At 51.6% G+C, this 18,207-nt stretch carries 13 protein-coding genes, 4 pseudogenes and 1 other annotated feature; of the genes and pseudogenes, 7 read left to right on the top strand and 10 right to left on the bottom strand.

Annotation, left to right across the window (positions count from 1 at the left end):
• Window positions 1–398: pseudogene (locus BFF42_RS23210) on the top strand (IS1-like element IS1X2 family transposase); the annotation flags it as partial.
• A gap of 243 nt (window positions 399–641) precedes the next feature.
• On the opposite strand, the gene trpA reads toward BFF42_RS23210, so the two are convergent.
• The 6 genes and pseudogenes from trpA to trpL form a co-directional block, all read right to left on the bottom strand.
• On the bottom strand, window positions 642–1,448 hold the full coding sequence (gene trpA / locus BFF42_RS23205) for a tryptophan synthase subunit alpha (protein ID WP_000443068.1): 807 nt from the start codon (window positions 1,446–1,448) through the stop codon (window positions 642–644).
• Window positions 1,448–2,641 carry a tryptophan synthase subunit beta gene (gene trpB, locus BFF42_RS23200; protein WP_000209504.1) on the bottom strand — a complete coding sequence of 398 codons (1,194 nt, stop codon included), beginning with the start codon at window positions 2,639–2,641 and terminating at the stop codon, window positions 1,448–1,450. The genes trpA and trpB overlap by 1 nt, the downstream gene beginning before the upstream one ends.
• An 11-nt stretch (window positions 2,642–2,652) precedes the next feature.
• A pseudogene (gene trpCF / locus BFF42_RS23195) lies at window positions 2,653–4,010 on the bottom strand (bifunctional indole-3-glycerol-phosphate synthase TrpC/phosphoribosylanthranilate isomerase TrpF).
• A gap of 3 nt (window positions 4,011–4,013) precedes the next feature.
• Window positions 4,014–5,609: a bifunctional anthranilate synthase glutamate amidotransferase component TrpG/anthranilate phosphoribosyltransferase TrpD gene (gene trpD, locus BFF42_RS23190; protein WP_000763539.1), complete on the bottom strand. Its 1,596-nt coding sequence runs from the start codon at window positions 5,607–5,609 to the stop codon at window positions 4,014–4,016.
• The gene (gene trpE, locus BFF42_RS23185) at window positions 5,609–7,171 is read right to left on the bottom strand and encodes an anthranilate synthase component I (RefSeq protein ID WP_001194597.1); all 1,563 of its coding nucleotides are present in this window, start codon (window positions 7,169–7,171) and stop codon (window positions 5,609–5,611) included. Before trpE ends, trpD begins: the two co-directional genes overlap by 1 nt.
• A gap of 21 nt (window positions 7,172–7,192) precedes the next feature.
• Window positions 7,193–7,286 (bottom strand) — a sequence feature (Trp leader region).
• On the bottom strand, window positions 7,263–7,307 hold the full coding sequence (gene trpL, locus BFF42_RS23180) for a trp operon leader peptide (protein ID WP_001386774.1): 45 nt from the start codon (window positions 7,305–7,307) through the stop codon (window positions 7,263–7,265). It overlaps the preceding feature by 24 nt.
• Before the next feature lie 137 nt (window positions 7,308–7,444).
• Here trpL and rnm point away from each other — a divergent pair, with 137 nt between their 5' ends.
• The 4 genes from rnm (at window position 7,445) to rluB (ending at window position 11,949) form a co-directional block, all read left to right on the top strand.
• Window positions 7,445–8,326 (top strand): RNase RNM, encoded by an 882-nt coding sequence (gene rnm / locus BFF42_RS23175; RefSeq protein WP_001285686.1) that lies wholly within the window; start codon window positions 7,445–7,447, stop codon window positions 8,324–8,326.
• Entirely contained in the window at window positions 8,323–8,943 is a 621-nt protein-coding gene (locus BFF42_RS23170) for an L-threonylcarbamoyladenylate synthase (RefSeq protein ID WP_001295575.1), read from the top strand. The genes rnm and BFF42_RS23170 overlap by 4 nt, the downstream gene beginning before the upstream one ends.
• 27 nt (window positions 8,944–8,970) lie before the next feature.
• Window positions 8,971–10,866, top strand: coding sequence for a DUF2207 domain-containing protein (locus tag BFF42_RS23165; protein ID WP_004984243.1), 1,896 nt, complete (start codon window positions 8,971–8,973; stop codon window positions 10,864–10,866).
• A gap of 210 nt (window positions 10,867–11,076) precedes the next feature.
• On the top strand, window positions 11,077–11,949 hold the full coding sequence (gene rluB, locus BFF42_RS23160; RefSeq protein WP_001291213.1) for a 23S rRNA pseudouridine(2605) synthase RluB: 873 nt from the start codon (window positions 11,077–11,079) through the stop codon (window positions 11,947–11,949).
• A gap of 39 nt (window positions 11,950–11,988) precedes the next feature.
• Here the strand turns inward: rluB and cobO are convergent.
• Window positions 11,989–12,580 (bottom strand): annotated as a pseudogene (gene cobO, locus BFF42_RS23155) (cob(I)yrinic acid a,c-diamide adenosyltransferase).
• Window positions 12,577–13,335, bottom strand: a complete 759-nt coding sequence (locus tag BFF42_RS23150; RefSeq protein ID WP_000559289.1) for a YciK family oxidoreductase — start codon at window positions 13,333–13,335, stop codon at window positions 12,577–12,579. Before BFF42_RS23150 ends, cobO begins: the two are co-directional and overlap by 4 nt.
• Window positions 13,336–13,553: 218 nt before the next feature.
• Here BFF42_RS23150 and sohB point away from each other — a divergent pair, with 218 nt between their 5' ends.
• Complete coding sequence (gene sohB, locus BFF42_RS23145) at window positions 13,554–14,603, top strand: protease SohB (protein WP_000422066.1); 1,050 nt, start codon at window positions 13,554–13,556, stop codon at window positions 14,601–14,603.
• A gap of 35 nt (window positions 14,604–14,638) precedes the next feature.
• Here sohB and BFF42_RS23140 read toward each other — a convergent pair whose 3' ends face one another.
• On the bottom strand, window positions 14,639–14,890 hold the full coding sequence (locus BFF42_RS23140; protein WP_001031530.1) for a YciN family protein: 252 nt from the start codon (window positions 14,888–14,890) through the stop codon (window positions 14,639–14,641).
• Between the two features lie 380 nt (window positions 14,891–15,270).
• Here BFF42_RS23140 and topA point away from each other — a divergent pair, with 380 nt between their 5' ends.
• Window positions 15,271–17,868: a type I DNA topoisomerase gene (gene topA, locus BFF42_RS23135; protein ID WP_012421655.1), complete on the top strand. Its 2,598-nt coding sequence runs from the start codon at window positions 15,271–15,273 to the stop codon at window positions 17,866–17,868.
• Between the two features lie 54 nt (window positions 17,869–17,922).
• On the opposite strand, the pseudogene BFF42_RS23130 reads toward topA, so the two are convergent.
• A pseudogene (locus BFF42_RS23130) lies at window positions 17,923–18,207 on the bottom strand (IS1-like element IS1X2 family transposase); the annotation flags it as partial.

Raw genomic sequence — 18,207 nt, 5'->3', positions numbered from 1 at the left:
ATGTGATTGTCTGCGCTGAAATGGACGAACAGTGGGGCTACGTCGGTGCTAAATCACGTCAGCGCTGGCTGTTTTACGCGTATGACAGGATACGGAGGAGGGTTGTGGCGCACGTCTTCGGTGAACGCACTCTGGCCACACTGGAGCGTCTTCTGAGCCTGCTGTCGGCCTTTGAGGTCGTGGTATGGATGACGGATGGCTGGCCGCTGTATGAATCACGCCTGAAGGGAAAGCTGCACGTTATCAGCAAGCGTTACACTCAGCGCATTGAGCGACATAATCTGAATCTGAGACAACATCTGGCAAGGCTGGGACGGAAGTCACTGTCGTTCTCAAAATCGGTGGAGCTGCATGACAAGGTCATCGGGCATTATCTGAACATAAAACACTATCAGTAAGTTGGAGTCATTACCCAATTATCTGAGGAATAAGTGACTTAGAGAAAATTATTGATTTTACTGGTGTTATGTTGCGGGATTAATTTGTTTGATTATATTACTGTTGGACGGAAAAATGACGTAAGTTGACGTTCGACAGGGGTAAGCGAAGCGGTAAAAAGATAAATATTAAATGAATTTAGGATTTTTCCGGCTTCATTAAAGAAAGTTAAAATGCCGCCAACGGAACTGGCGACTGTGGGATTAACTGCTCGTCGCCGCTTTCATCGGTTGTACAAAAACTTTCAGTGCCGCCAGCATTTTCTCTGGCTCATTAATATGTTGCTCGATGATTTTAACAATGGCCGAACCAGAAATCGCGCCCGCAGCTCCTGCATCAATCGCTGCTTTTACCTGATCCGGGGCGGAAATACCAAACCCCTGCAATGGAGGTGCAGCGTTGTACTCTTTCAGCTTCGCAACCAGATGATTGAGGGGTAACGCGGCGCGGTTTTCTGCGCCGGTCACGCCCGCTCGTGACAGCAAATAGGTGTAACCACGACCGTAAGAGGCTATCTGGCGCAGCAGGTCGTCATCGGCATTTGGCGGGCAGATGAAGATAGGTGCGACATTATGGCGCAACGCGGCCTGGCGGAAGGGCGCGGACTCTTCAACTGGCACATCGGCAACCAGCACCGAATCGACGCCGACTTTCTCGCACTGGGCATAAAACTCATCAATGCCTTTGTTAAACACCAGATTGGCATACATCAACAGGCCAATGGGAATGGTCGGGTGTTTCTGGCGAATCAGTGCCAGCATTTCAAAACATTGTGCCGGAGTCACACCTGCCGCAAAGGCGCGCAGAGTGGCGTTTTGAATGGTCGGGCCATCCGCCAGTGGGTCGGAGAAGGGGATACCTAACTCCAGCGCGTCAGCACCGGCTTCAATTAGCGTATCGATAATTTTCAATGACTGCTCAATGCCCGGATCCCCGAGCGTGACGAAAGGAACGAATGCGCCTTCTTTGCGCTCCTTCAACTGGGCAAACAGAGATTCGTAGCGTTCCATCAGATTTCCCCTCGTGCTTTCAAAATATCGTGAACGGTGAAGATGTCTTTATCGCCGCGACCGGAAAGGTTAACCACCAGTAGCTGCTCTTTTTCCGGGGTTTCGCGCATCATTTTCAGCGCATGGGCCAGGGCGTGGGAAGACTCCAGCGCCGGGATAATCCCTTCGTGCAGGCACAGCGTTTTGAAGGCTTCAAGGGCTTCATCATCGGTAATAGACACGTAATCAGCGCGTCCAGTGCTGTTAAGATACGCGTGTTGTGGGCCGACAGACGGGAAATCCAGTCCGGCGGAGATGGAGTAAGATTCTTCAATCTGCCCGTCTTCGGTTTGCATCATCGGCGCTTTCATACCGAAATAAATGCCCACGCGACCATGTTTTAGCGGTGCGCCGTGCTCGCCAGTTTCGATACCGTGACCACCCGGCTCCACACCAATCAGGCCGACGTTGGTTTCGTTGATGAAATCTGCAAACATGCCGATGGCATTCGAACCGCCGCCAACACAGGCGATAACGGCATCCGGCAGGCGACCTTCTCTTTCCAGAATCTGCGCTTTCGTTTCTTCGCCAATCATCCGCTGAAACTCACACACAATGGTCGGATAAGGATGTGGGCCAGCTGCGGTGCCCAGCATATAGTGCGCGGTTTCATAACTGCCGGACCAGTCGCGCAGCGCCTCGTTACAGGCATCTTTCAGCGTCGCGGAACCGCTATGTACCGGGATCACTTCCGCACCCATTAAGCGCATACGAAAAACGTTAGGCGACTGGCGTTCAACGTCTTTGGCACCCATATAAATACGGCATTTCAGGCCGAGCAGGGCGCTGGCAAGGGCCGACGCCACGCCATGCTGACCGGCACCGGTTTCGGCGATGATTTCGGTTTTACCCATCCGCTTCGCCAGTAAAGCCTGACCGAGCACCTGGTTAGTTTTATGCGCGCCGCCGTGCAGCAAATCTTCGCGCTTCAGATACAGCGTGGTGTTCGTCCCAGCCGTAATGTTCTGGCATTTGGTCAGCGCGGTTGGACGCCCGGCATAGTTTTTCAGCAGGTCGTTGAACTGAGCCTGAAATTCAGGATCTTTTTGCGCGCTGACAAAAGCTTCTTCCAGCTGGCGCAGAGCAGGCATCAGGATTTGTGGCACGTACATGCCGCCAAACTCACCAAAATAGGGGTTAAGTAATGTTGTCATTGTTCCTTTCCTTAATATGCGCGCAGCGTCTGGAAAACCGAGGCCAAAAGACGTGCGTCTTTGATGCCCGGTTGCGACTCTACAGCAGAATTAAAATCAAGTCCGGCGCAGCGGTTTGTGCCGCTTCCACGCAGTTATCTGCGCCTAAGCCCCCCGCCAGCAGAACGTTGCCAAGCGATTGACCATTTAATAGTGACCAGTCAAAACGTTGCCCGCTTCCACCCTGGCCGTTGTCTAAAACATATTTATCAACGTGCTGAAACTCGCGGGCGGGCAGGGTTTCACCGACGCTTAATGCTTTCCAGATGGCAACATGTGCTGGCAGAGCTTCACGCAGCGTATCGATATACAGCTGATCTTCATTACCATGCAGTTGCACTGCCGCCAGCGATAACACCTTAGCTTTGTCCACCACATCGGCAATATCGTGATTGCGGAACACGCCAACATACTGCAACGGTGCCGCAGCCATCACTTCCTGCGCCTGTTCAACGTTGACGCAACGCGGTGATGTCGCGACAAAAATCAACCCACCGTAAATCGCGCCCGCGTCATAAGCTGCTTTAGCATCTTGCCCACGCGTCAGGCCACATACTTTATTCTCACCCAGCAACACCCGGCGCACGGCGGCGTGCAAATCGTCATGGGCCATCAACGCCGAACCAATCAGAAAACCGTTAGCGAAGTGGCTTAACTCGCGCACCTGAGCGTAAGTATTGATGCCGGATTCGCTGATTACCGTTACGTTGTGCCCCAGTTTCGGCGCAAGCTCGCGGGTACGGTTGAGATCAATCGACAAATCACGCAGATCGCGGTTGTTGATGCCAACGACCTTTGCCCCTAATGCAATGGCGCGCTCCAGTTCCTCTTCATTACTGACTTCGGTCAGCCCCCCCATCTCCAGACTGTGAGCGACGGCTGCAAGCTGGCGATATTGGTCGTCATCCAGTACTGAAAGCATTAATAAGCAGGCATCGGCCTGGTAATAGCGCGCCAGATAGATCTGGTAAGGGTCGATAATGAAGTCTTTACATAAAATCGGCTGCGGGGCGATTTGGCTGACGATGGGGAGGAAATCAAAGCTCCCCTGAAAATATTTCTCATCAGTCAGCACCGAAATTGCCGAAGCGTAATGTTTATAAATGGCGGCAATGCGTGCCGGATCGAAATCATCACGGATCACGCCTTTTGACGGCGACGCTTTCTTGCACTCCAGAATAAACGCCGTGCGTGCACCCTGTAGCGCATCATAAAAATGTCGCGTGCTCGGCTGAACCTCATTCTGAAAACTGGCCAGCGGTTGCTGCTGTTTGCGGGTTTCTACCCAAATCGCCTTGTCTGCGACGATTTTCGCTAAAACGGTTTGCATCATTTACCCTCGTGCCGCCAGTGCGGTAACTCTGTCGTAAGCGGAACCACTGCGCAGTACCTCAAGAACGGTTTGCGCATTGGCTTGCAGATCTTCATGGCCATGCAGGCGCATTAACATGGCGACATTCGCCGCGACGGCTGCTTCGTGAGCGGCGTCGCCTTTACCTTGTAACAAGCGTGTTAAAATGTCACGGTTTTCTTCCGGTGTTCCGCCTGCCAGTTGCTCCTGGTGGTAGGGTGTCAGGCCAAAATCTTCTGCAGTTAGCTGATAGCTCTTAATTTCACCGTCATGCAGTTCGGCAACGATTGTCGGCGCGTGTAATGAAACTTCATCCATACCGCCGCTGTGCACTACCGCCGCGCGTTGATACCCCAGCACGCGCAAGGTTTCGGCAATCGGCAGCACCAGTTCCGGACTATAAACACCAATTAACGCCAGCGGCGGATGCGCCGGGTTAATCAATGGTCCCAGCACGTTGAACAGAGTGCGGGTTTTCAGTTGCTGGCGAACCGGCATCGCATGGCGAAATCCGGTGTGATATTTCGGCGCAAAGAGGAAACATACGCCTAACTCATCCAGCGCTTGGCGCGATTTATCGGCATTCATATCAAGATTAATACCGAACGCCGCCAGCAGATCGGACGAACCAGATTTACTGGAGACGCTACGGTTGCCGTGTTTCGCCACTTTCAGCCCACAGGCCGCGGCGACAAACGCACTGGCGGTGGAAATATTGATGCTGTTACTGCCGTCACCACCGGTGCCGACGATATCGGCAAACAGATAATCCGGGCGCGGGAACGGCGCGGCGTTTTCCAGTAACGCGGTTGCTGCTCCGGCGATCTCGTTCGGGTGCTCGCCGCGAATTTTCATGCTCACCAGCGCCGCCGCCAGTTGTTCCGGTTTCAGTTCGCCACGTACCACTGCTGAAAACAGCTGGTGGCTTTCTTGCTGGCTAAGCGTCTGCGCCTGATACAGTTTTTCCAGAATCGGTTGCAGCGTGTTGGTTGGCTCTAGTTTCCGCTGCGCCCAGGCCAGCGTTTGTTCCAGCAGGCGAGCGCCCTGGGTAGTAAGAATGGATTCCGGATGGAACTGGAATCCACAAACGCGATCCGCATCGTGACGTACTGCCATCACCATGCCATTAAAATGGGCGTTGATGGTTAAACCGGCCGGAATGTTACTGCCAACCAGCGAGTGATAACGCGCCACTGGTAGCGGGTTTGTTAATCCGGCAAACATCGCCTGACCGTCGTGTTCAATGCTGGAGGCTTTACCGTGGAGAATTTCGCCCGCCTGACCGACATAGCCCCCGTAAGCTTCGACAATCGCCTGATGTCCGAGGCAAATGCCAATAATGGGCAGCTTGCCACGCAAGCGGGTGAGGAGTTCCGGCATACAACCGGCTTCGCTCGGCACACCGGGGCCAGGAGAAAGCATCAGCACCGGATTGCTCATCGTCGCCAGGCGTTCAATTAAGGTCTGCGCCGGAATATGGTTGCGGTAAATCACCACATTATGCCCATTGCTGCGCAACTGATCTGCCAGGTTGTACGTAAAAGAGTCGATATTATCGAGCAGCAGAATGTCAGCCATCAGAAAGTTTCCTGTGCATGATGCGCGGTGGCAATAGCGCGCAGTACAGCGCGGGCTTTATTACGGGTTTCGTCGGCTTCCGACTGCGGAACAGAATCAAGGACTATGCCAGCACCGGCTTGCACGGTGGCGATACCGTTTTCCACCAGCGCTGAGCGGATCACAATGCAGGTGTCGAGATCGCCATGCGCGGTGAAATAACCTACCGCGCCGCCGTAGCTGCCGCGGCGACGACCTTCCGCCTCGGCAATTAACTGCATGGCGCGTACTTTCGGCGCACCGCTTAACGTCCCCATATTCATACAGGCGCGGTAAGCGTGCAGGGCGTCGAGATCGTGGCGCAGCTCACCGACCACGCGGGAGACCAGGTGCATCACGTAAGAGTAACGGTCAACTTTGGTAAGATCGGCGACGTAGCGGCTGCCGGGGGTGCAAATGCGTGCCAGATCATTACGGGCGAGATCCACCAGCATCAGATGTTCAGAAAGCTCTTTATGATCGGTACGCATTTCCAGTTCGATGCGGCTGTCGAGGTCTCTGTCCAGTGAACCATCGGCGCGACGACCGCGCGGGCGTGTTCCGGCAATCGGGTAGATCTCAATCTGGCGGCTGGTGGCGTCATACTTGAGCGAACTTTCCGGCGACGCGCCAAACAGGGTGAAATCATTATCCTGCATAAAAAACATGTACGGGCTGGGATTACTCTTTTTCAGCACGTAATAGGCCGCCAGCGGTGACGGGCAGGGCAGAGAGAAACGGCGAGACGGCACCACCTGGAAAATTTCTCCGGTGCGAATCGCTTTTTGCAACAAACGCACCACGCCACCGAACTCTTCATCGCTCTGGTTACATTCACAACGCATATGCGGCACGGAAACCACCGGCAGCGGCGGCGCGGCTTCGGTCAGCTGCTGGCGAAGATCGTTCAGGCGAGCAGTGAGACGTTGTTTTTCTTCTTCATTCGGAGCAAACAGGCTGGCCTGAATGCGGGTGTTTTTTTTCTGATGGTCAATCACCATCAGCGTTTCAGCGAGATAAAAACAGAAATCAGGGCAGTTATTTTCCGCTGACAGTTGCGGTAAATCTTCAAATCCCGCCACAAGGTCATAAGAGAACAGGCCGCCGAAGAACATTGCTTCTCGTTCTTCCTTCGGTACATTCAACAGATTCTGCAATAAACGGAAAGCGTCAAAAACCGAAAGGGAGCATAAGCGAGCGTCTTCATCCAGCAGTGGACTGACAGGGGGGAAGCGCAGCACACGGCAGTTTGGTGATTGTTCATTTTCCACACCCGCAGGCAGGGCGTTATCCAGTAGTGTCAGCAGGGCTTCGCCGTTGCCGGAAAGTGCCTGAATTGTGACAGTGTCACCTAATGCTGTAATGCGCAGCGCACTGTCTACCAGTAGCAGGCTTTTTAAATCATCTTTGCTGTCGATATCTGCGGATTCCAGCAGCAGCGTTGCCGGACGATCCCCACACAACTGGTGAAAAAGCGCAGTCGGGTTGTCGCGATAAGCGCCTTCGCAGGTTAGCAGTTCGAGAGTCGGTTTTTGTGTTTGCATTGTTATTCTCTAATTTTGTTCAAAAAAAAGCCCGCTCATTAGGCGGGCTGGGTATCTGATTGCTTTACGCATGGTGAATACACTGCCCGTTTCAGGAAGTGCGCCACCAAGCTTTCAGTACGAAAATTGCTTTCATTGTCGATACCCTTTTTACGTGAACTTGCGTACTAGTTAACTAGTTCGATGATTAATTGTCAACAGCTGATTTCAGAATATTTGCCAGAACCGTTATGATGTCGGCGCAAAAAACATTATCCAGAACGGGAGTGCGCCTTGAGCGACACGAATTACGCAGTGATTTACGACCTGCACAGCCATACCACAGCTTCCGATGGCTGCCTGACGCCAGAAGCATTGGTGCACCGTGCAGTCGAGATGCGCGTCGGCACCCTGGCGATCACCGACCATGACACCACAGCTGCAATCGCGCCAGCAAGAGAGGAAATTTCACGTTCGGGACTGGCGCTGAATCTTATTCCCGGCGTGGAAATTTCCACGGTCTGGGAAAATCATGAAATTCATATTGTCGGGCTGAATATTGATATTACTCATCCGCTAATGTGTGAGTTCCTCGCGCAGCAGACAGAACGGCGCAATCAGCGGGCGCAGCAAATTGCCGAAAGACTTGAAAAAGCGCAAATACCTGGGGCGCTGGAAGGCGCACAACGACTGGCGCAGGGCGGCGCAGTGACGCGCGGTCATTTTGCGCGTTTCCTTGTTGAGTGCGGCAAAGCCAGTTCAATGGCAGATGTCTTTAAAAAGTATCTGGCGCGCGGGAAAACCGGATACGTTTCGCCACAGTGGTGTACAATAGAACAAGCTATTGATGTCATTCATCATTCTGGCGGTAAGGCGGTGCTAGCTCATCCTGGGCGGTACAATCTTAGTGCTAAATGGCTGAAAAGATTGGTTGCGCATTTTGCCGAACACCACGGCGACGCGATGGAAGTCGCGCAGTGCCAGCAATCGCCCAATGAACGCACCCAGTTGACGACACTTGCGCGTCAGCATCATTTATGGGCATCACAAGGATCTGATTTTCATCAGCCATGCCCGTGGATCGAACTGGGTCGTAAACTCTGGCTGCCCGCAGGCGTTGAAGGCGTCTGGCAGCTATGGGAACAGCCGCAGAACACCACAGAGAGGGAATTATGAGCCAGTTTTTTTATATTCATCCTGATAACCCGCAGCAACGTCTGATCAACCAGGCGGTGGAGATCGTGCGTAAAGGCGGGGTGATTGTTTATCCAACTGATTCCGGCTATGCGCTCGGCTGTAAAATTGAAGATAAAAACGCGATGGAGCGTATTTGTCGTATTCGCCAGCTGCCGGACGGTCACAACTTTACCCTGATGTGTCGCGATCTTTCTGAACTTTCGACCTATTCATTCGTGGATAACGTTGCGTTTCGTTTAATGAAAAACAACACGCCGGGCAACTATACCTTCATCCTGAAGGGGACGAAGGAGGTGCCACGCCGTCTGTTGCAGGAAAAACGCAAAACCATCGGTATGCGTGTGCCTTCTAACCCGATTGCGCAGGCGTTGCTTGAAGCACTGGGCGAACCGATGCTTTCCACTTCGCTAATGCTGCCAGGCAGCGAATTTACCGAATCCGATCCAGAAGAAATTAAAGACCGTCTGGAAAAACAGGTGGATTTGATTATCCACGGCGGCTATCTCGGACAGAAACCGACAACGGTCATTGATCTTACCGATGATACGCCGGTCGTGGTGCGTGAAGGCGTGGGTGATGTGAAGCCTTTCTTATAACAAATTGCGTTCCACGGATGGAAGACTATGGCAGGGAAGTTTCGCTGCATTTTGCTGTTGATAGCAGGGCTGTTTGTATCATCTCTAAGTTATGCAGAAAACCCGGAGATCCCTTCTTATGAAGAAGGGATCTCGCTCTTTGATGTTGAAGCCACTCTGCAACCGGATGGGGTGCTCGACATCAAAGAAAATATTCATTTTCAGGCGCGAAATCAGCAGATTAAGCACGGATTTTATCGTGATTTACCACGACTCTGGATGCAGCCTGATGGGGACGCTGCACTGCTGAACTATCATATTGTTGGCGTCACTCGTGATGGTATTCCTGAACCCTGGCATCTTGACTGGCATATCGGGTTAATGAGTATTGTCGTGGGCGATAAACAACGTTTCTTGCCTCAAGGCGACTATCATTATCAAATTCATTATCAGGTTAAAAATGCTTTCCTGCGTGAGGGAGATTCAGATCTGTTAATCTGGAACGTGACTGGTAACCACTGGCCGTTTGAAATCTATAAGACCCGATTTTCACTCAAGTTCCCTGATATCGCGGGTAATCCATTTAGCGAAATCGATCTCTTTACTGGAGAAGAGGGCGACACATATCGAAATGGCCGCATCCTTGAGGACGGAAGAATTGAATCCCGCGATCCGTTTTATCGAGAAGATTTCACGGTACTCTACCGCTGGCCTCACGCGTTACTTAGCAATGCCCCGGCTCCACAAACGACGAATATTTTCAGCCATCTTCTTTTACCCTCCACGTCATCGTTGTTAATTTGGTTTCCGTGTCTATTCCTGGTTTGTGGATGGTTATATCTCTGGAAGCGCAGGCCGCAATTTACGCCGGTAGATGTGATTGAAACCGATGTCATTCCGCCAGATTACACGCCCGGCATGTTACGTCTCGATGCGAAGCTGGTTTACGACGATAAAGGTTTCTGTGCCGATATCGTAAATCTGATCGTGAAGGGAAAAATTCATCTGGAAGATCAGTATGATAAGAACCAGCAAATCCTGATTTGTGTTAATGAAGGCGCGACCAGAAATAATGAGGTATTACTGCCCGCAGAGCAGTTATTACTGGAAGCGTTATTTCGTAAAGGCGATAAGGTCGTTCTTACGGGGAGACGCAACAGAGTCTTACGCAGGGCATTTTTACGGATGCAGAAATTTTATCTGCCGCGTAAAAAGTCTTTGTTTTACCGGCCTGATACGTTTTTGCAATGGGGTGGACTGGCAATATTGGCGATCATTCTCTACGGTAACCTGAGTCCCGTAGGTTGGGCAGGAATGAGTCTGGTAGGCGATATGTTTATTATGATCTGCTGGATTATTCCTTTTTTATTTTGTTCCCTTGAGCTTTTGTTTGCCCGCGATGATGACAAGCCTTGCGTTAATCGTGCAATCATCACTTTGTTTTTACCACTGATTTGTTCAGGCGTGGCCTTCTATTCTCTCTATATCAATGTCGGAGATGTATTCTTTTACTGGTATATGCCAGCGGGTTATTTTAGCGCTGTTTGCCTGACCGGTTATCTCACTGGCATGGGGTATATTTTTCTGCCAAAGTTTACCCAAACTGGGCAGCAACGTTATGCCCGCGGTGAAGCTATCGTTAACTATCTTGCGCGTAAAGAGGCAGCAACACACAGTGGACGTCGGCGGAAAGGGGAAACACGGAAACTGGATTACGCGTTGCTAGGTTGGGCTATATCGGCAAATTTGGGGAGGGAATGGGCGTTACGCATTGCCCCTTCGCTTTCTTCGGCGATTCGCGCTCCAGAGATTGCCCGTAACGGCGTTTTATTCTCATTACAGACGCACCTAAGTTGCGGGGCCAATACCAGTTTGTTGGGGCGAAGTTATTCCGGTGGTGGTGCTGGCGGCGGCGCGGGTGGCGGAGGCGGTGGTGGCTGGTAATTAAGCTGATGTTAATCGAAACAAGCTTTAACCATAAAGATAGTGTAGTATGTTGCGCCTCAAAGCCAGGCCGATAAACGTCGAGTCGTTTACTTAAGGCCTGAAGAGTTCAAACAGACTTTACTATCAGTGAGTCAGATGTAAGTTCTGACTCACTGTTGCACAAAAGCATATCAGACGCCTGGGAAGGCGACACCAAAAGGAAGCTCTATGAGCGAAAAATTACAGAAAGTGCTGGCCCGCGCTGGCCACGGCTCCCGCCGTGAAATCGAATCTATTATTGAAGCCGGTCGTGTGAGTGTTGATGGCAAAATTGCTAAACTCGGCGATCGCGTTGAAGTTACCCCTGGGCTGAAAATTCGTATCGATGGTCATCTGATTTCGGTACGTGAGTCCGCTGAACAAATTTGTCGCGTTCTGGCCTATTACAAACCGGAAGGTGAGTTGTGTACCCGTAACGATCCGGAAGGGCGTCCGACGGTGTTTGACCGTCTGCCAAAGCTGCGTGGCGCACGCTGGATTGCCGTAGGTCGTCTGGACGTTAACACCTGTGGTCTGCTGCTGTTCACCACCGATGGTGAACTGGCAAACCGTTTAATGCATCCAAGCCGTGAAGTTGAACGTGAATACGCCGTGCGTGTATTTGGTCAGGTTGACGACGCGAAACTGCGTGATTTGAGTCGTGGCGTGCAACTGGAAGATGGTCCGGCAGCTTTTAAAATCATCAAGTTCAGCGGCGGCGAAGGGATCAACCAGTGGTACAACGTGACTCTGACCGAAGGCCGTAACCGTGAAGTTCGTCGTCTGTGGGAAGCGGTTGGTGTGCAGGTGAGCCGCCTGATCCGTGTTCGTTACGGTGATATCCCACTGCCAAAAGGTCTGCCACGCGGTGGCTGGACGGAGCTGGACCTCGCCCAGACTAACTATCTGCGCGAACTGGTGGAGCTTCCGCCAGAAACCAGCTCTAAAGTCGCTGTAGAAAAAGACCGTCGTCGCATGAAGGCTAATCAGATTCGTCGTGCGGTGAAACGTCACAGTCAGGTGAGCGGCGGTCGTCGTTCTGGCGGGCGTAATAACGGTTAATCAAAGTATGCCGGACGTCATATCCGGCATTTTTACAGATTAATAATCAATCCCTATTTGCGCCTTAACACCGGCATCAAACGCATGTTTGATGGGGCGCAGCTCACTTACCGTATCCGCTAGTTCAAGAATATCCCGATGACAGCCTCGACCCGTGATAATCACCGTCTGTTGATGTGGACGTTCATTTAACGCCTGCACCACTTCTTCCAGTGGCAAATAGTCATACGCCACCATATACGTCAGTTCATCAAGCAAAACCATATCCAGTGAGGAATCAGCAAGCATCCGCTTTGCATGTTGCCAGACTTCGCGGCAGGCGGCGGTATCAGACTCGCGGTTTTGTGTATCCCAGGTAAAGCCCGTTGCCATCACCTGAAACTCAACGCCATGTGGTTCCAGCAGATTGCGTTCGCCATTAGGCCAGGTGCCTTTAATAAACTGCACGACGCCCACTTTTTTTCCGTGACCAACTGCGCGTGTTGCCGTACCAAATGCCGCGGTGGTTTTGCCTTTTCCATTGCCGGTAAAGACGATGATAATACCGCGTTCATCCTGGGGCCTGGGCCACACGAGCATCTACTTTTTCTTTCACTCGCTGCTGACGCTGTTGGTAGCGTTCATCACTCATTGGGAAATTCCTGGTTTACGGCCCGGTTGGGCGTCAAAGGTCATGCCGGTTTTACGGCGGCTGTCATCGCCCATCAGCCAGAGGTAGAGCGGCATGATATCAGCGGGTGTTTTAAGTTTCTGTGGATCTTCGGTCGGGAAGGCGCTTGCGCGCATTGCGGTGCGCGTACCGCCTGGGTTAATGCAGTTGACGCGCAGGCGCTGCTGATATTCATCGGCCAGTACCTGCATCATCCCTTCGGTGGCAAATTTCGACGCTGCATATGCACCCCAGTTAGCTCGTCCCTGACGTCCAACGCTTGATGAAGTAAAGACCAGTGAACCGGCGTCCGATTTGAGTAATAAAGGAAGCAGTGCCTGGGTGAGCATAAAGGTGGCATTAACGTTGACCTGCATGACGTCCTGCCAGACCTGCGGATTTTGTTCGCTCATTGGGCAAATATCGCCGAGCAATCCGGCATTATGCAAAACACCATCCAGACGCGGATAATTAACGACAATGCGCTGTGCCAGTTGTTGGCAATTTTCGGACGTGCAGGTCAGCAAATCGAGAATAAACCACTGTGGCTGACGCCCAGTTTCTTCGTTTATGTGGCTGGCTACCTGACGTAATTTTTCTTCATTACGGCCCAACAGAATCACTGTCGCACCATAGCGTGCATACGTCATCGCGGCTTCACGACCAATCCCATCGCTGGCTCCCGTCACCAGGATAATGCGATCATTGAGTAAATCTTGTTTTGGCTGGTAATGCATGGCTACTCCTCAACGACGTTGTCTGTCGCGCTGCCAGTGTACTTTATGACTTTGGGGCTTTATGCCTGAAACAGAAGGGCATTTCAATCAGCCTGGGGCGATAACACCGCAAAATGGATACTTTGTCATACTTCGCTGCAATAACATCTCTGCGAGACGGCTTAACATGCCTGTTGTAAACTGTGAGCCAAAGCGTTGTTTAACCAAGGTGGGGACTCGTGGAATTGTTGTCTGAATATGGTTTGTTTTTGGCGAAAATCGTTACCGTTGTGCTAGCGATTGCGGCGATTGCCGCCATTATTGTCAATGTTGCTCAACGTAATAAACGCCAGCGTGGCGAGTTACGGGTCAACAATCTCAGCGAACAGTATAAGGAGATGAAAGAAGAACTGGCCGCGGCGCTGATGGGCTCACATCAGCAAAAACAGTGGCACAAAGCGCAGAAGAAAAAGCACAAGCAAGAAGCGAAAGCAGCAAAAGCGAAAGCCAAACTGGGCGAGGTGGCAACTGACAGTAAACCTCGCGTCTGGGTGCTGGATTTTAAAGGCAGCATGGACGCCCATGAAGTGAACTCGCTACGTGAAGAGATAACGGCGGTACTCGCAGCATTCAAACCGCAGGATCAGGTTGTGCTCCGTCTGGAAAGCCCTGGTGGCATGGTGCATGGTTACGGGTTGGCGGCTTCGCAGCTGCAGCGTCTGCGTGATAAAAACATTCCTTTAACTGTTACGGTAGACAAAGTCGCTGCCAGCGGCGGTTACATGATGGCCTGTGTGGCGGACAAAATTGTTTCCGCACCGTTTGCTATTGTGGGTTCCATTGGGGTGGTGGCGCAAATGCCCAACTTTAACCGCTTCCTGAAAAGCAAATATATTGATATCGAACTGCACACTGCCGGGCAGTATAAGCGTACTCTGACGTTGCTGGGTGAAAATACCGAAGAAGGGCGGGAGAAATTCCGCGAAGAGTTGAACGAAACGCATCAGTTGTTTAAAGATTTTGTGAAGCGTATGCGTCCGTCTCTGGATATTGAACAGGTGGCAACAGGTGAACACTGGTACGGACAACAGGCGGTAGAGAAAGGCCTGGTTGATGAAATCAACACCAGTGATGAAGTTATTCTTAGCCTGATGGAAGGCCGTGAAGTGGTTAATGTACGCTATATGCAGCGTAAACGACTCATTGACCGATTCACCGGCAGCGCGGCAGAGAGCGCCGATCGATTGTTGCTACGCTGGTGGCAGCGGGGTCAAAAGCCATTGATGTAAAAGACAAACGCGAGGCTAAGACCTCGCGTTTTGCTTTAATCAACCAGATGATATTTTTCTGAAAGCACATGGGCCAGGTGTTTGAACATATTAAACACCGCGGTGCTTTTGGCTGTTGGCAATCCTTGTTCATCTAAAAAGTAGTCGCCGGTAAATACCAGCACGCCATTACGCTGCGTGACGCCGGTGGCTTCAATCCCTGCGAGCGTATCCTCATGCTCACGAATGATTTTGTTGGCCTCTTTCAACAGCGTTTCGCGGTCGATGGGTTGTGTCTCTTTGTTCATTATTTACTCCTTAAACAAGGACATTAGTCTACGCCAGGCATGGCTTGCAGACAAATATACCACGCTGGTGGCAAGAGCGCCTTACTGGCAACTTTGGATTTTGCATGCTAATAAAGTTGCGTATCGGATTTTATCAGGTACAGTGTGACGACTTTCGTCAATCTGGCAATAGATTTGCTTGACATTCGACCAAAATTCCGTCGTGCTATAGCGCCTGTAGGCCAAGACCTGTTAACTCAGTCACCTGAATTTTCGTGAACAGAGTCACGACAAGGGGTTGATATCCGCAGAGAACGAGTCCATATCGGTAACTCGTTGCCAGTGGAAGGTTTATCAACGTGCGACGCATTCCTGGAAGAATCAAATTAGGTAAGGTGAATATGGGTAAAGCTCTTGTCATCGTTGAGTCCCCGGCAAAAGCCAAAACGATCAACAAGTATCTGGGTAGTGACTACGTGGTGAAATCCAGCGTCGGTCACATCCGCGATTTGCCGACCAGTGGCTCAGCTGCCAAAAAGAGTGCCGACTCTACCTCCACCAAGACGGCTAAAAAGCCTAAAAAGGATGAACGTGGCGCTCTCGTCAACCGTATGGGGGTTGACCCGTGGCACAATTGGGAGGCGCACTATGAAGTGTTGCCTGGTAAAGAGAAGGTCGTCTCTGAACTGAAACAACTGGCTGAAAAAGCCGACCACATCTATCTCGCAACCGACCTTGACCGCGAAGGGGAAGCCATTGCATGGCACCTGCGGGAAGTGATTGGGGGTGATGATGCGCGCTATAGCCGAGTGGTGTTTAACGAAATTACTAAAAACGCGATCCGCCAGGCATTTAACAAACCGGGTGAGCTGAATATTGATCGTGTTAATGCCCAGCAGGCGCGTCGCTTTATGGACCGCGTGGTGGGGTATATGGTTTCGCCGCTGCTATGGAAAAAGATCGCTCGTGGTCTGTCTGCCGGTCGTGTGCAGTCGGTGGCGGTTCGCCTGGTGGTCGAGCGTGAGCGTGAAATTAAAGCGTTCGTGCCGGAAGAGTTCTGGGAAGTCGATGCCAGCACGACCACGCCATCTGGTGAAGCGTTGGCGTTACAGGTGACTCATCAGAACGACAAACCGTTCCGTCCGGTCAACAAAGAACAAACTCAGGCTGCGGTAAGTCTGCTGGAAAAAGCGCGCTACAGCGTGCTGGAACGTGAAGACAAACCGACAACCACTAAACCTGGCGCTCCTTTTATTACCTCTACGCTGCAACAAGCTGCCAGCACCCGTCTTGGATTTGGCGTGAAAAAAACCATGATGATGGCGCAGCGTTTGTATGAAGCAGGCTATATCACTTACATGCGTACCGACTCCACTAACCTGAGTCAGGACGCGGTAAATATGGTTCGCGGTTATATCAGCGATAATTTTGGTAAGAAATATCTGCCGGAAAGTCCGAATCAGTACGCCAGCAAAGAAAACTCACAGGAAGCGCACGAAGCGATTCGTCCTTCTGACGTCAATGTGATGGCGGAATCGCTGAAGGATATGGAAGCAGATGCGCAGAAACTGTACCAGTTAATCTGGCGTCAGTTCGTAGCCTGCCAGATGACCCCAGCGAAATATGACTCCACGACGCTGACCGTTGGTGCGGGCGATTTCCGCCTGAAAGCACGCGGTCGTATTTTGCGTTTTGATGGCTGGACAAAAGTGATGCCTGCGTTGCGTAAAGGCGATGAAGATCGCATCTTACCAGCAGTTAATAAAGGCGATGCTCTGACGCTCGTTGAACTTACACCAGCCCAGCACTTTACCAAGCCGCCAGCCCGTTTCAGTGAAGCATCGCTGGTTAAAGAGCTGGAAAAACGCGGTATCGGTCGTCCGTCTACCTATGCGTCGATCATTTCGACCATTCAGGATCGTGGCTACGTGCGAGTAGAAAATCGTCGTTTCTATGCGGAAAAAATGGGCGAAATCGTCACCGATCGCCTTGAAGAAAATTTCCGCGAGTTAATGAACTACGACTTCACCGCACAGATGGAAAACAGCCTCGACCAGGTGGCAAATCACGAAGCAGAGTGGAAAGCTGTACTGGATCACTTCTTCTCGGATTTCACCCAGCAGTTAGATAAAGCTGAAAAAGATCCGGAAGAGGGTGGTATGCGCCCGAACCAGATGGTTCTGACCAGCATTGACTGCCCGACTTGTGGTCGCAAAATGGGGATTCGCACAGCGAGCACCGGGGTATTCCTTGGCTGTTCTGGTTATGCGCTGCCGCCGAAAGAGCGTTGCAAAACCACCATTAACCTGGTGCCGGAAAACGAAGTGCTGAACGTACTGGAAGGCGAAGACGCTGAAACCAACGCGCTGCGCGCAAAACGTCGTTGCCCGAAATGCGGCACGGCGATGGACAGCTATCTCATCGATCCGAAACGTAAGTTGCATGTCTGTGGTAATAACCCAACCTGCGACGGTTACGAGATCGAAGAGGGCGAATTCCGCATTAAAGGTTATGACGGCCCGATCGTTGAGTGTGAAAAATGTGGCTCTGAAATGCACCTGAAAATGGGGCGTTTCGGTAAATACATGGCCTGCACCAACGAAGAGTGTAAAAACACACGTAAGATTTTACGTAACGGCGAAGTGGCACCACCGAAAGAAGATCCGGTGCCATTACCTGAGCTGCCGTGCGAAAAATCAGATGCTTATTTCGTGCTGCGTGACGGCGCTGCGGGTGTTTTCCTGGCTGCCAACACTTTCCCGAAATCGCGTGAAACGCGTGCGCCACTGGTGGAAGAGCTTTATCGCTTCCGCGACCGTCTGCCGGAAAAACTGCGTTATCTGGCCGATGCGCCACAGCAGGATCCGGAAGGTAATAAGACCATGGTTCGCTTTAGCCGTAAAACCAAACAGCAATATGTCTCTTCGGAAAAAGACGGAAAGGCGACTGGCTGGTCAGCATTTTATGTTGATGGCAAATGGGTTGAAGGAAAAAAATAACCTTTAATTCTGTCAGGTTTTTATAAACAAAGGGTCGCGGGTAATGATTCCAACTTACTGATAGTGTTTTATGTTCAGATAATGCCCGATGACCTTGTCATGCAGCTCCACCGATTTTGAGAACGACAGTGACTTCCGTCCCAGCCTTGCCAGATGTTGTCTCAGATTCAGATTATGTCGCTCAATGCGCTGAGTGTAACGCTTGCTGATAACGTGCAGCTTTCCCTTCAGGCGTGATTCATACAGCGGCCAGCCATCCGTCATCCATACCACGACCTCAAAGGCCGACAGCAGGCTCAGAAGACGCTCCAGTGTGGCCAGAGTGCGTTCACCGAAGAC

Source organism: Shigella sp. FC1661 (assembly GCF_001712525.1).
In the GTDB taxonomy this organism is placed as follows: domain Bacteria; phylum Pseudomonadota; class Gammaproteobacteria; order Enterobacterales; family Enterobacteriaceae; genus Escherichia; species Escherichia coli.
This window is presented reverse-complemented; position numbering and strand designations above follow the sequence as displayed.